This is a genomic window from Paenibacillus sp. Y412MC10 (genome assembly GCF_000024685.1).
Classification (GTDB): Bacteria; Bacillota; Bacilli; order Paenibacillales; family Paenibacillaceae; genus Paenibacillus_AQ; species Paenibacillus_AQ lautus_A.
In genome coordinates this window covers 3,449,775-3,463,789 of the sequence record NC_013406.1, presented here as the reverse complement: position 1 = coordinate 3,463,789, position 14,015 = coordinate 3,449,775, and the positions used below count along the sequence as shown (strand labels likewise).

The 14,015-nt window shown below is 55.4% G+C and carries 9 protein-coding genes; 8 read left to right on the top strand and 1 reads right to left on the bottom strand.

The features are described from left to right. Positions 1–140 precede the first annotated feature (140 nt). From GYMC10_RS15005 to GYMC10_RS14990, 4 genes are all read left to right on the top strand, one after another. Positions 141–1,223, top strand: a complete 1,083-nt coding sequence (locus tag GYMC10_RS15005; protein ID WP_015735264.1) for a dienelactone hydrolase family protein — start codon at positions 141–143, stop codon at positions 1,221–1,223. Beyond that, positions 1,216–3,954: a hypothetical protein gene (locus GYMC10_RS15000; protein ID WP_015735263.1), complete on the top strand. Its 2,739-nt coding sequence runs from the start codon at positions 1,216–1,218 to the stop codon at positions 3,952–3,954. Before GYMC10_RS15005 ends, GYMC10_RS15000 begins: the two co-directional genes overlap by 8 nt. Before the next feature lie 180 nt (positions 3,955–4,134). Further along, positions 4,135–4,314, top strand: coding sequence for a hypothetical protein (locus GYMC10_RS14995; RefSeq protein WP_015735262.1), 180 nt, complete (start codon positions 4,135–4,137; stop codon positions 4,312–4,314). Further along, on the top strand, positions 4,311–7,442 hold the full coding sequence (locus tag GYMC10_RS14990; protein WP_015735261.1) for a glycosyl hydrolase: 3,132 nt from the start codon (positions 4,311–4,313) through the stop codon (positions 7,440–7,442). Before GYMC10_RS14995 ends, GYMC10_RS14990 begins: the two co-directional genes overlap by 4 nt. Positions 7,443–7,723: 281 nt before the next feature. Here GYMC10_RS14990 and GYMC10_RS14985 read toward each other — a convergent pair whose 3' ends face one another. Continuing rightward, positions 7,724–8,779: a LacI family DNA-binding transcriptional regulator gene (locus GYMC10_RS14985; protein ID WP_015735260.1), complete on the bottom strand. Its 1,056-nt coding sequence runs from the start codon at positions 8,777–8,779 to the stop codon at positions 7,724–7,726. Positions 8,780–9,063: 284 nt separating this feature from the next. On the opposite strand from GYMC10_RS14985, the gene GYMC10_RS14980 reads away from it, so the two are divergent. Genes GYMC10_RS14980 through glpK form a run of 4 tightly spaced genes read left to right on the top strand, consistent with a single transcriptional unit; the run spans position 9,064 to position 13,841 of the window. Beyond that, positions 9,064–10,497 (top strand): L-fucose/L-arabinose isomerase family protein, encoded by a 1,434-nt coding sequence (locus GYMC10_RS14980; protein ID WP_015735259.1) that lies wholly within the window; start codon positions 9,064–9,066, stop codon positions 10,495–10,497. A gap of 24 nt (positions 10,498–10,521) precedes the next feature. Next, positions 10,522–11,364, top strand: coding sequence for a transketolase (locus GYMC10_RS14975; RefSeq protein ID WP_015735258.1), 843 nt, complete (start codon positions 10,522–10,524; stop codon positions 11,362–11,364). 3 nt (positions 11,365–11,367) lie between these two features. Beyond that, a complete protein-coding gene (locus GYMC10_RS14970) occupies positions 11,368–12,306 on the top strand; it encodes a transketolase family protein (protein ID WP_015735257.1) in 939 nt (312 codons plus the stop codon). Positions 12,307–12,317: 11 nt separating this feature from the next. After that, complete coding sequence (gene glpK / locus GYMC10_RS14965) at positions 12,318–13,841, top strand: glycerol kinase GlpK (RefSeq protein WP_015735256.1); 1,524 nt, start codon at positions 12,318–12,320, stop codon at positions 13,839–13,841. Positions 13,842–14,015: the final 174 nt, after the last annotated feature.

Below are 14,015 nucleotides of genomic sequence, written 5' to 3'. Positions count from 1 at the left end.
TCTATTTAACAGCTGCTTTGAACTTACCCCATGGGTGAAGCTGTTACGTTACAAGCGTATGACGGTGCTTGACTCGATTCAATAGGGCATTACGTTCGTACGTCCTGCGATAGCGCCTATTTGGGAAAGGAGTTTACGACATGTGGAATCCTGACAAATTTATGGAAACTTTATATGAACGGTCCGCAGCGGCAAGAAAGAAGCAATCCGAACTTGGCCGCGAAGAGCGGAAAGCGCTTCAGAAGGAACATCTGCGAGCAGCGCTTGTTCCGTTCGAGGAAATGCGCGCGCCGCTCGATCCGATTCTCCTGGAACGAACGGAGTATGACGATTATGTCCGGGAGCGCGTCGAGATCGGAACGGTGACCGGTCTTCGCATGCCTGTCTACGTTCTCATTCCTAAAGAAAGCAGTCGGACTTGGGAGCTGCCCGGGAATTCTTCCGGCAAGCTTCCCGGCATGCTGGCGCTGCATGGACACGGATACGGAAGCCGGGAGGTTGCGGGGTTTGCGCCTGACGGGACGATGAGCGTGAAGAAAGGCGGACATAACCGATTCGCCTTGGAGCTTGCACGGCAGGGCCATATCGTCGCTGCGCCGGAAATGATCGGCTTTGGCGACCGCAGGCTGCTCCGCGATACCGTTCCCGGCAAAGAACGCAGCTCTTGCAATTCCTTAACGGGACAATTGCTCATGCACGGCATGTCCCTTGCTGGCTTGCGCGTCTATGAAGCAATCAGGACGCTCGATTACCTTGCGATGCGGGCGGAGGCCGATCCTCGGGCAATCGGCTGCATGGGTTTCTCAGGTGGAGGCTTTCTCGCGGCTTACGCGGCCGCAATCGACGAGCGGATCAACGCCGCTGTCCTTTGTGGATTCACCAGCACTTATAAAGGAAGCATTTTGTCGATTAATCACTGCATCGACAATTACATTTCTGGCGTGCTTGATTATGCCGAGCTGCCAGATTGGATCGGGCTCATTGCGCCGCGTCCGCTGTTCGTCGAATCAGGCGAGAACGACCCGATCTTCCCTGCCGGCTCCGTTCGCGAAGCCGTCGAGATTCTGCGGAACATCTACCGAGAAGAAGGGGCGGAGCATAGGCTACAATCCGATATTTTCCCCGGCGTCCACGAGGTTAGCGGACGGAATATCTATCATTGGCTACAATCGACTTGGCAATCGTTAGAGAATAAATGGAAAGCGGAGGATCGACATGAATAAAATCAGATTAGGGATCCAGGAACAAGCATCGCCTCGGATGGTTTACGGCTTGACGCTGCTTAAGGGTGCTTTGGAAGCATGCGGCTTCGAGACGGAGACTGCGGACGGGGAGTGGAGCTCCTTGACCTACCGGAAATCGCCGGAGCTCAAAATTTACGTCGGCAACCGGGAAGAATCGGAATTTATCCGAACGCTTGAGAATCAGGAGGTCCTTCTTTATCATTCGGAGGAGCCGGGCAAGGAAGGCTTCTACATCGCCACGCTGCCGGGGAATCTGATCGTGGTTTCGGGCGGCAACGATACCGGCGCCTTGTACGGAGCTCAGGAGCTGGCCGGACGGATTCGTCGCGAGGGACGGGTTCCTGATTTGCTTGCGCATGGCGAAACGCCGAAGTTTGTGATCCGCGGCCCGGTGCTCGGCCTGCAAAAGACGGAAATCGAGCCTCCGCGCCGCACATACGAGTACCCGATTACGCCGGATCGCTTCCCTTGGTTCTACGACAAGGCGTTGTGGACGGAATACCTGGACATGCTCTGCGCGCAGCGGAGCAATATCGTATACATCTGGTCGGCCCATCCGTTCTCCTCCTTGTTGAAGCTTAAGGATTATCCGGAGGCGCTGGAAGTGACGGAAGAGGAGTACAACCTCAACGTCGAGACGTTCGGCTGGCTGACGGTAGAAGCGGACAAACGAGGCATCTGGGTCGTGCTGAATTTCTACAACATTCATATCCCGCTGCCGTTCGCGGAAAAACACGGCTTGGAGCTTCATCAGCCGAAACCGCTTCCGATCACCGCCGATTACACCCGCAAATCGATCGCGGAATTCGTTAGGTCCTACCCGAGCGTCGGGCTCATGCTGTGCCTGGGCGAGGCGATGCAGGGAGACGTGTACGGCGCCGAATGGTTCACGGACACGATTCTGGCAGGCGTTAACGAAGGCCTCCGGGATCTGAAGGTGAAGGAACGTCCGCCGATCATCCTCCGCGCGCACGCGGTTAAGGCGGAGCCGATTATCGAGAAGGCGATTTCGCATTACCCGAATTTATTCACCGAAGCCAAGTATAACGGCGAGTCGCTCACGACCTGGACGCCGCGAGGCGGCTGGAAGCATACCCATAACAATCTGAGCGGGATGCAGTCGGTTCATATCGTCAACGTCCACGTGCTCGCGAATCTGGAGCCATTCCGCTACGGCTCGCCCGCCTTCATTCAGAAAAGCATGCAAGCGGCAAAGGATCGGCAGAAGGCGAACGGGCTGCACCTTTACCCACTTTTCTTCTGGGATTGGCCATACAGCGGCGACAAGACGACGCCAAGGCTGAAGCAGGCGGAGCGGGATTGGATGTGGTATGCCGCATGGGCGCGTTATGCATGGAACCCTGACCGCGATCCGGAGACGGAACGCCACTATTGGATAGAGGAGTTGGCTTCGCTGTTCGGGTCAAGGGAAGCGGGCGCTGCGCTGTTGGAAGCCTATGACGCTTTTGGCGAGTGTGCGCCGCGGCTTCTTCGCCGCTTCGGCATTACGGAGGGCAACCGGCAGACGCTGTCGCTTGGGATGACGATGAGCCAATTGACCAATCCGGACCGTTATTCCCCATATCGAGCGCTGTGGGAGGATCACGCGCCGCAAGGCGAGCGGCTCGAATTGTATGTCCAGCGAGAGCTGGCGGATGAACCGCACATCGGGGAGACGCCGATCGACGTTATCGAATCGGCCGAGCTGTTTGCGGAGCAAGCCTGGACGGCGATACAGCGCGCAAGCTCTCATGTTACAGACAATAGGGAAGAATTTGACCGAATCGCGAGCGACGTGGAAGCGATTCTGTACATGGTGCGCTTCTACGGCGCCAAGGTGCGGGCCGCCGTCCAAGTGCTGACGTACAAACACACGGTGAACGGCAACTACCTGGAACATACAAATCTGTTGGAGGAAGCCGTTCCTTATTTGCAGGAGAGCGTGGATTGGTACCGCAAGCTGACGGAGCTGACTAAGAACACGTACCTGTACGCGAACAGCATGCTGACGGCGCACCGTAAAATTCCGGTGCCCGACGGCCGGAAATTTAAGCATTGGACGGACTGCCTCCCGATTTACGAGGAAGAGCTCGCAGGCTTTAGAGCCAGCGTGAATGACTTGAAGGCCGGAAAGCTGCCATCGCGGGTAAGCGGAGAAGTGAAGATCGAGCCGTACCGGGAAGCCGCCTTCAGGCTGAAATCCACCGGCATGGAGACGTATACGCTGTCGAAGGACAGCTTGCTCTTCACCGACGGCGAGGTATACGTGCAGAACTGCGCCGAGGAGCTCGAAGGCTTGACCGGCGTCCGGTTCAGCCGCGCGGAAGCGGCGAAGGGCGGAATGGCCGTCGAGTTCGAGACGGACGCGCCGGTTCGCGTGCTAGTCGGCTATTTCAATTCCTCCGACCCGCAATGGCTTCAGGTTCCGACCCTGGACGAGAATACGCATGCGGATGAACGGGGAGGCTTATCTCCCGTATTGCGCAAAGGAATCAAGACCTCCTTCTACCCGAGCGTTAACGTTCACGCTTTTCTGTACGAGGCCGGAAGCCATATGCTGAACCTGGGCATAGGAGCCTACGCGGTGCTCGGCGTCATCGCCGCCGATCAGGAGCTGAAGGAGCGGGACGTATCGCCGTTCAGCGAAAGCTCCCGAACGCTGGATTGGCTATATGACGGCGCCAACAAGAAGGGAGCGCTGTCGCGCTGATGGAGGCGGTTCAGGAACAAGCGCTATTGAAGCCTAATTAATTCAGGGTCCTACTCACCTTGCAACAAACACAGCAGCTAGGCCGCAAGGCTGGCTGCTGATTTTTGTTCACGCGCACAAATCAACAAGACTGCTCGAAGTGTTGAACCTATTAAGCTGATTAAGGAGGCGGATGAATCGATGAGGAAGCTTGTACAACCGGACACACTGAAAACAGATAGGGAAGTCCCGTTCAGCGGCGGCGCGGGCAACGACGTATGGCGCATGCTTACAGCCTGTGTCGGGGGGAATGCGGAGGCCGTTCCCGAGCTGCTTCGAAGTAATCCTACGTTGCTTGATGGGGAGGAGTTGGCAAGATGAGCGACTTGGCTATGCTGCGCAAGCAGTTTGCGGAACCGCCTGTAGAAGCGAGGTCCGCGCCCTTCTGGGCATGGAACGACAAGCTGGATGTTGATGAATTGATGCGGCAAATCGAAGGGATGAAGGAGCAAGGAATCGGCGGCTTCTTTATGCATGCGAGGGACGGACTGGAAACCGAGTATCTGGGAGAGGAATGGATGGAGGCGGTCGAAGCTTCGGTGATGAAGGCAGAGCAGCTCGGCATGGAGGCATGGCTGTACGACGAGGATCGTTGGCCTTCCGGCACGGCGGGCGGCAAAGTGCCGGCGATCGGCGACGAGTATCGCTCCAAGGGACTGACGGTAGAGGTGCTTCAAGACGGCAGATGCGGAACGGCCTCTGCTCCATACCTAGCCGATGATCGGACAGTGGCGCTCTTCAAGGCGCGTATCGACCAGATGAAGTTGTACCGCTGTGAGCGCCTGCCGCTTGCGGAGCCGGTTAAAACGCTTGAAGCGGCCGAGGGGCTTCTCGTGTTTCGGGTCGAGGTGTCAGCACCTTCCGAATGGTTTAATGACCAGGCGCCGCCGGACAGCATGAATCCAGAGGCCGTTCGCCGGTTCATCGACGAGACGTACGAGGTATACAAGGCTAAGGTCGGCGACCGGTTCGGCCAAACGATCAAAGGCGTGTTCACCGACGAACCAAGCGTCAATGACCGGCATTGCAGGTTTACGGAAGGACGCGGCTGGGTGCCGTGGACGTATTCATTCCCCGATTACTTCAAGAGCCGGCGCGGTTACGATCTGCTCGAGGAAGTCCCTCATCTGTTCTTTGACAGCGACCGCTCTTCCTGGGCTCGCCATGATTATTGGCGCACCGTATCGGAGAAATTCACCGACGCGTTCTCGAAGCAGATTTACGATTGGTGCGACAATAACGGCCTGTCGTTTACAGGGCATTATTTGCAGGAGGATAAGCTCGGTCTGGGCACCCGGGTCGGCGGCGCCATCATGCCGCATTATCGGTATCAACATATACCCGGCATCGACATGTTGACGGAATCGACCGATGAGCATATGACGGTGAAGCAGTGCACGAGCGTAGCAAATCAATACGGCCGTAAGCGCGTGATGACGGAAACGTATGGCTGCGCTGGATGGGAGTTTACGTTCGAGGGTCAGAAGTGGATCGGCGACTGGCAATATGTGCTCGGGGTCAACTTCCGTTCGCAACATTTGGCGCTATATTCCATTAAAGGCTGCCGTAAGCGGGATTATCCGCCGGTGTTTAATTACAATACAAGCTGGTGGAAATACAATCACGTTGTCGAGGATTATTTTGCACGGCTCGGCGCGGTGTTGACCGAAGGGCGCGCGGTTAGGGACATCCTCGTGCTGCATCCGGCTTCGACGGCTTGGTCGCTGCTTGGCTCCAATCCATACGGCATGCCGAACCGGGGCAGGGATCGCGATATCCCCGGCATTAATCGGTACGGAGACGAGTTCAATCGTTTGCTCAGGGCGCTGCTCGGCGCGCATCACGATTGCGACCTTGGAGACGAGACGATTATGAGCGAGATCGGCGAAGTGAAGCCCGGCAAGCTGATCATCGGACAGGCGGCCTACAAGGCGGTGGTCATGCCAAGCATCTCCACCATGCTGCGCACCACCTATGAGCTGCTGCTGCTTTTTCTGGAGGCGGGCGGCCGCGTCGTTGCCATGCAGCCATTGCCAATGATGTTGGAAGGCCGAACGTCGGAAGATCTAGCGAAGCTGACGAATCATCCGCACTTCACGGCGGTTGCGGATACGGCTGGGGTTATGGATTGGCTCGATCAATGCTCGGGCCTATCGCGCCAAGTATCCATTCGCGGGCAGCAAGGGACCGAAGAAGACGGCTTGTTGTATATGCTTAGGAAGTCTGAAGGCTGCAGCTCGCTGTTCATCGTTAACAATGACCGCAATCGCGGCCATGACGCGCGGATCGAAACGGCCGTTATCGGTACCGTAGAGGAATGGGATGCGCTGACTGGCGAGGTTCATCAAGTTGAGTCGTGGCTCTGCGAAGGCAAGCTGCGGTTTCGGGCTTCATTCGAACCGGCCGGCTCGAAGCTGTACATGATTAATGAAACAGCGGCTCCTGCCGCACAAGCACCGGCCCCGGTGCCGGTAGCGTTTAACGACAACGACTTGTATGCGGCGTTCGGGCCGAGGTTCCGGTTCACCCGGTCGATGCCCAACGTGCTGACTCTCGATCAATGCCGTTACCGGATGCAGGGCGGAAGCTGGTCCGAGCGGATGGAGGTGTGGCAAGCGCAGCGCCATATTCGCGATACGCTCGGGATGAGGCAAGTATTTTACAATGGCATCACGCAGCGGTACAAATGGATCGGGGAAAAGCATCCGAACGATGGGACGGAGGTTCTATTCCGGTTCGAGTTACATATCGATGAGGTGCCAGAGAGCGAAGTTTCCCTCGCGCTCGAGGGGGCGGAACGATTCCGCATTCGCTGCAACGGCGAAGAGCTTGCTTCAACGGCGGAAGGCTGGTATATGGATCGTTCGATCTCATGCGTGAAACTAAGCGGCTTACGCAAGGGAATCAATGAGCTGATTCTCGACTGCGAATACACGAACGATATGGAAATGGAAGACATCTATGTGATCGGCAATTTCGGGATTAGCCCGCAACGCAGCATCATTGCTGAGCCGACCCTGCTGCACGCGGGCGATTGGTGCCTGCAAGGTTATTATCATTATTGCGGCAGCATAATCTATCATTTGGATTATAAGCATTGTCATGAACCCGATTATCGTGCGATTCTGAAGCTCGGCGAGGTATCGGCGGTCGTTGCGGAAGTGAGGGTGAACGGCGTAACGGCCGGCTACATCCCGTGGAGGGCGGCGGACGGTCTCGATATAACCGGCTTTTTGGCGGAAGGCGACAATCGGCTGGAGATCGAAGTGATGGGCAGTCCGCGCAATGTGTTCGGACCCTTTCACGTGGCGAGAGGCAAATCGCGAGTGACGAGCTGGGGCTCGTTTCGGACCGAAGGCAAGGAGCATACGCCGGATTATATCACGTTTCCCTATGGCATTATGGGTCAAATCAAGTTGATGCGCTCAAAGCCCGGGAGGAGTCTATGACCATTCAAGCTACACATAAGGCGCTTCAGAAGATCAGGTGATGTTCTGAAACGATTTCAAGACTTGGATGCTTGGATCCGAAGGCGACTCCGTTCGATACAATTGCGGAGCTGGCGAAAAGTGAGAAAGCTCCACCGGGAAATGCGAAGAAATGCCACAGATGCGTATGACAGCATGCATGGAGGAGCCGGATGCGTTGACCCGCACGTCCGGATCTGTGAGAGGCCTATGCGCATGCGCATAGGCCTACTCGATTTCCGCGGCTATGTGAGTTGCTGGCTTCAGCTCTCGCCGTTTGCAATTAGGGAAGATGCCGATGACTTCCTTTGTACGAGCGTCGTATCGATCATGACTTTGGAAGCGGCGGTCTCGCCTGATGTCGCCGACTGTATGACCAGATCAACAGCCAGATGGGCCATTCGTTCCTTGGCTACTTGAACCGTGGTCAGTTCGGGAGTGACGATTCTAGCTTCCGAAATATCGTCAAAGCCGACGACAGATATATCCTCCGGCACGCGAAGACCAAGCTCTTGCAGCGTTCTGACAGCGCTGATCGCGATATAATCGCACTCGCAGAAAAAAGCCGTAGGCATCGGCTTCTTGTCAGCCAAATAATCCGTAAGCTGCCGCGACAGGTTTTCCTGAGAGGAAAGGATCGTCGGCGCGACCGAGAAGACGCACACATCGCCTGGATCGAGCCCTCGCTCCCGAAGCGCTGACTCGAAGCCTATCCGGCGATCGTCGAAGTTTTTAATTCTTACATTAGATGCCAGATATCCGATGGATGAATGCCCGCTGTCGCAAATGTGTATCCCTGCCTGATAGGCTCCCAGCACATTATTGATGGATACAAAATGAACGGGGAGCGTTTCAAAGCAGTTGTCCAATACGACAAGAGGCATCGTAATCGCTCCCGCGATGTCGGAAATTTGCTCGCGGCCAAGGTTGGTACCTAACAAAATGACGCCATCGCTTCTCTTTTCCTCCGAAATCAGCTTAAGCTGCTCCGCAAACTGATCTGGCGATACCGAAGTGAACATAAGCGAATAGCCGTAGAAACGGCATCTCTCCTCGATATGATGGATCAGTTCGCGAAAGAACGGCTGCTGGTAGTATTGCTCCAGAACAATGCCGGAATTGGCGATCGCGAGAAACGTCAGCGATTTGATAGACGGCTCGTCCGATGACGATCTCGATTTGTGGGTATAGCCGTTTTTCTCCGCAATTTGAATAATTTTTTCGCGCGTTTCAACGCTGATTCCTTGCTTTCCGTTTAATGCAAGCGAGACGGCGGCTTTGGACACGCCCGCCAGCTTCGCGATATCCTCCATTTTCAATCCACTTCAGCCTCATTTCATTCCTTCCAAATATCGAAGTTTAGTACGTTTAGTTTACTATCCCCATGAATAATAAGCAACATCACGCTGTGAGTTTATATTAACGTTTATGTCTATTAACTAAACTATTTGCTTTTGTTTATATAAACTGATTGACTAAACAAAAATACGGTGTTAATTTAAAGGTGTCATAAGTTTAATTGACTTGGTTTTTGTGAACTGTTTATTTGAAAATACGATTGTTTAGTTAAGTTTGTTTAGTTAAAACAAGGAGGAGCGCATGCTTGAAAAAATTTAAATTGGGATATGCACCAACAAGACGGTTTGTTTTCAGCGCGGAGGACGCATTCAAGTACAAGGTGCTGATCAAGGAGAAAATCGAAAGCTTCGGTATGGATATCGACATCGTCGATTTGGAAGGCATTAACGAAGAAGGGCTGCTCTATGACGACAATATCAATGCGGATTCATTAGTGGATCGATTCAAGAAGGAGGGAGTGGATGCCGTCTTCTTCCCTCATTGCAATTTCGGGACGGAGGATACGGTGGCGCGTGTGGGCAAGGCGCTTGGCAAGCCGGTGCTGCTATGGGGGCCTCGCGACGAATCTCCGCTGGAGGACGGCATGCGGCTGCGCGATACGCAATGCGGCCTGTTCGCGACAGGCAAGGTGCTGAGACGTTTTAATGTTCCTTTCACTTATGTGACCAATAGCCGTATTGACGATCCGGTGTTTGAGCGGGGTTTTACCAATTTCGTCGCGGCAGCCAATGTGGTCAGAAGCTTCCGCAGCTTACGCATTTTGCAAATCGGGCCGCGTCCTTCGTCGTTCTGGACGATGATGTGCAACGAAGGCGAATTGCTGGAGAGGTTCGGCATTGAGATCCATCCCATTACGCTTGTCGATATTCAAAGGGAAACAAAGCGCATCGAGAAAAACGGAAGCCCGGAGCTAGCCGAAGCCGTCGATTATATTAAACGCAAGCTGGACTGGTCGGAGGTGGCCGAAGCGGACGTCATCCGCATCGCGGCTCTGAAGGCGGCCATGAAATCGTTCGCCGTCCGGACGGGAAGCTCCGCGATCGCGATTCAATGCTGGTCTTCACTGCAGGATGCGATGGGCATCATGCCTTGTCTGGCGAACGCGATATTGACCGATGAGCAAATTCCGGTTACCTGCGAAACGGATATTCACGGTGCAATTACATCCATCATGGTTCAGGCGGCAACGATGAACCAGCATCCGACCTTCTTCGCCGATCTGACGGTCCGACATCCCGAGAACGCGAACGGCGAGCTGCTATTCCATTGCGGCAACTTCCCGGTATCCATGTCGGTGGAGGATAAGCCGAGGCTCCGTAAGCACTTTCTGTTCGACGATCATTCGCCGGGCACGCATGAAGGCGAAGTGAAAGGCGGCGATATGACTTTGGCGCGCTTCGACGGCGATCATGGCGATTACCAGCTGTTCCTTGGCAAAGCGCGCGGTATCAAAGGCCCATATACCCGCGGTTCTTATGTGTGGGTGGAGGTCAACGACTGGCCGCTATGGGAAGAGAAGCTCGTTAAGGGGCCTTATGTGCATCATTCCGTCGGCATTCATGCCAATGTTATCCCGGCGTTATATGAGGCTTGCAGCTATATTCCGGGATTGACGCCGGACCCGGTCGATCCGACAGAACGCGAAATTCAAGCATGGCTTCGCGGCAGCGGCTTATAGAAGCAGACGGAGGAGGACGGGCAAATGGAAGTACGGGAATTGAAAGCGAAAGCAGCGCAAATTCGAATCGATCTGCTGAGCATGATTCACGCTGCCAAGACCGGACATACAGGTGGATCATTAAGTAATACGGACATCCTTACCGCACTTTATTATCGTGTCATGAGAGTAGATCCCAAACAGCCGAAATGGGAGCAACGGGACCGCTTTATTGCCAGCAAAGGCCATTCAGTGGAATCATTATGGTGCATTCTCGCCGATCTTGGCTTCTTCCCGAAGGAGGAGCTGAAGACGTTCAGCGCTTTCGGAACAAGGCTGATCGGCCATCCAAACAACAAGGTGGCCGGCATCGAGATGAATACGGGGGCGCTCGGCCACGGTCTTGCCATCTCGGTCGGCATGGCGCTTGCCGCGAAGCGGGACGGCGGCGATTATCGCGTGTTCTGCCTGATGGGCGACGGCGAGCAGGCGGAAGGCTCCGTCTGGGAAGCGGCGATGGCTGGCCCGCATTACAAGCTCGACAATCTCATTGGCATTATCGATCGCAACCGGCTGCAAATTAGCGGATCGACGGAGGAAGTCATGGGGCTGGAGCCGCTGGAGGATAAGTGGCGGGCATTCGGTTGGCATGTCGTAACCGTTGACGGCAACGACATGGACTCCCTTGTGGAAGCATTCGAGGCAGCCCCGGCACAACCTGGCAAACCTACCCTGGTGATGGCCAATACAGTGAAGGGAAAAGGAGTGTCTTTTGCGGAAAACATTCCTCATTGGCATCATCACGTTCCGAGCGACGACGAACTAAAGCGGGCGATCGCGGAGCTGGAAGCTGTATTGGATACGTATCAACGGGAAGGGGCCGTGTAAGGAATGGCGAACAAAATAGCCAACAGACAAGTGATTTGCGACACGCTGCTGGAGCTGGCTCAAGAGGATGGCAGCATTATGGTCCTTGCGAGCGATTCGCGCGGTTCGGCGGCGATGGCGCCTTTCGCGAGCGCGTATCCAGAACAGTTCGTGGAAGTAGGCATCGCGGAGCAAAACATTGTCGGCATATCCGCCGGTCTCGCGCACAGCGGAAAAAAACCGTTCGTCACATCGCCGGCTTGCTTCCTGAGCATGCGCAGCATCGAGCAGATTAAAGTCGACGTGGCCTATTCCGCAACAAATGTGAAGCTGGTCGGCATAAGCGGCGGCGTCAGCTACGGAGCGCTTGGCATGTCCCATCATTCCGTACAGGATTTGGCGGTCATGCGCGCGATCCCGGGCATTGCCGTACTTCTGCCGGCCGACCGGCATGAGACGAAAAAGATGACGGAAGCTTTGGTTGCATATGAAGGCGGAGCCTATATTCGAATCGGGCGGAATCCAGTTGAGGACGTCTACGAATCGGATGATTACGAATTCCAGATTGGCAAGGCCGTCACGCTAAGAGACGGTAAAGATATTACGCTCATTGCGGCAGGAGAGACCGTGAAGGTTGCGGTTGACGCGGCAGCCGCCCTTGCGGAAGCCGGCATTTCCGCGCGCGTCATCAATATGCATACGATCAAACCGCTGGACGAGGAAGCCATTCTGAAGGCGGCGCTCGAAACCGGACGAATCATTACGATTGAAGAGCACAGCATACACGGCGGTTTGGGCGCGGCCGTTGCCGAGGTCGTGGTGCAGCATCATCCCGTGCCTATGCGGATTGTTGGCATTCCGGATGAACCTGCTATCGCGGGCAAGACGGCGGAAGTGTTCCGGCATTATGGCATCAGCGTCGAACATATCAGTAGTCTCGCGCAGGAACTGTTAGGGCAATAGGGAGGTCTGTTATGTCGGCAAGTGATAAATTTATATTGGCTATTGATCAAAGCACCTCAGGTACGAAAGCGCTTATCGTGAACGCCAGCGGGACGGTGAGGAGCCGAAGCAGCCGCGATCATCGCCAGTATTACCCAAACTCCGGCTGGGTGGAGCACGACGCGCAAGAAATTTATGACAATGTCAAGCTTGCGGCGCTCAATGCCATGCGTGAGGCGCATGTATCTCCCGCGCAGCTTGTGGCGGTTACGATTACGAATCAGCGGGAAACGGCCGTCCTATGGGACCGGATGACGGGTGAGCCGGTTGGCCGCGCAGTCGTGTGGCAATGCCAGCGTACGGCGGAAGCATGCGCGGGATTGAAGGAGCAGGGACATGAGGGGACGGTCACCGCGAAGACTGGCTTGACGCTAGACCCGTACTTCTCGGCAACGAAGTGGCGCTGGATTCTGGACAATGTGGAGGGCGCGCGCGAGAAGCTCGATGAGGGAAGACTGCTTGCGGGAACGATCGACAGTTGGCTGGTCTGGAAGCTGACGGGCGGCAAGACGCATGCAACCGACTACACGAATGCGAGCCGCACCTCTCTGTTTAATATCTATACGCTTGCTTGGGATGAGGAGCTGTGCGAATTGTTCGGTATTCCGCGCGGCATTCTGCCGGAAGTAAGGAATTCCGACGAAGTATTCGGCTATACGGAGAGCGAAGGCTGGCTCGGGGCTTCCGTCCCGGTGACCGGCATAATCGGCGATTCGCAGGCGGCGCTGTTCGGAAACCTGTGCCTGAAGGAAGGAATGGCAAAGGCGACCTACGGCACAGGAACTTCGGTGCTGATGAACGTCGGAGCCGCTGCTCCCCATGCCGGCGGAGGACTCGTTTCGACCGTCGCCTGGGGCTGCGGCGGAAGGGTAACGTATGCGCTTGAAGCTGTCATTCGCTCTAGCGGAGACAGCCTGAATTGGCTACGCGACAACTTGGGACTGTTCGCGACCTATCAGGAAATGGAGCAATTGCTTGAGCGTGCACCGGATCATGGAGGCGTCTACCTCGTACCTGCTTTTGTCGGTCTAGGCGCGCCCTACTGGCAGCCGGACGCAAGAGCGGCTATTACGGGAATGAACCGCGCGACAGACAAATCGCATATTGTCCGTGCCGCGATCGAAAGTATCGCCTATCAGGTGCATGACGCAGTGGAGCTTCTGCAAAGCGAATCCTGCGTCATTCTGGAGGAGCTGCGCGCCGACGGAGGGGCCACGGTTAATGCGATCTTGATGCAATTCCAGGCGGACCTGCTGCGGAAGCCGGTCACTCGCACAGGCATAGCCGAACGATCAGCGATGGGCTCCGTCTATATGGGTGGTCTTGCCATTGGCCTTTGGAACTCGCCGGAAAGCTTGCCAAATTGCACGCATGAAGGATCACGATATGAACCGTTGATGGAGTCGTCTGAACGGAACAGACGCTTGTCAGGCTGGCAAACAGCTGTTGCTTCTTTGCTTGCCGGGACGTCCAAGAGGCAGCGTGAGTGGGAATGAGGCCCAGAATCATCATGAAAGGAATCATCGCTGACCCTTGCCATTTGGTCCCCCCGAAGAGCAAGATCCTTTAACTTTCGAGCAACATCAGATAGAGAACTCTGGTTATTCTGCACCTATAATTATAGTCAATCGACGAAGGCAGTGAAAGCGGTACCGACAAATTAGCGGAAT

Excerpts from the sequence above, each read along its gene's own strand:
- GYMC10_RS14995 (WP_015735262.1), top strand. The coding sequence starts at position 4,135 with ATGAGGAAGCTTGTACAACCGGACACACTGAAAACAGATAGGGAAGTC.
- GYMC10_RS14990 (WP_015735261.1), top strand. The coding sequence starts at position 4,311 with ATGAGCGACTTGGCTATGCTGCGCAAGCAGTTTGCGGAACCGCCTGTA.
- GYMC10_RS14975 (WP_015735258.1), top strand. The coding sequence starts at position 10,522 with ATGGAAGTACGGGAATTGAAAGCGAAAGCAGCGCAAATTCGAATCGAT.
- GYMC10_RS15000 (WP_015735263.1), top strand. The coding sequence starts at position 1,216 with ATGAATAAAATCAGATTAGGGATCCAGGAACAAGCATCGCCTCGGATG.
- glpK (WP_015735256.1), top strand. The coding sequence starts at position 12,318 with ATGTCGGCAAGTGATAAATTTATATTGGCTATTGATCAAAGCACCTCA.
- GYMC10_RS14970 (WP_015735257.1), top strand. The coding sequence starts at position 11,368 with ATGGCGAACAAAATAGCCAACAGACAAGTGATTTGCGACACGCTGCTG.
- GYMC10_RS15005 (WP_015735264.1), top strand. The coding sequence starts at position 141 with ATGTGGAATCCTGACAAATTTATGGAAACTTTATATGAACGGTCCGCA.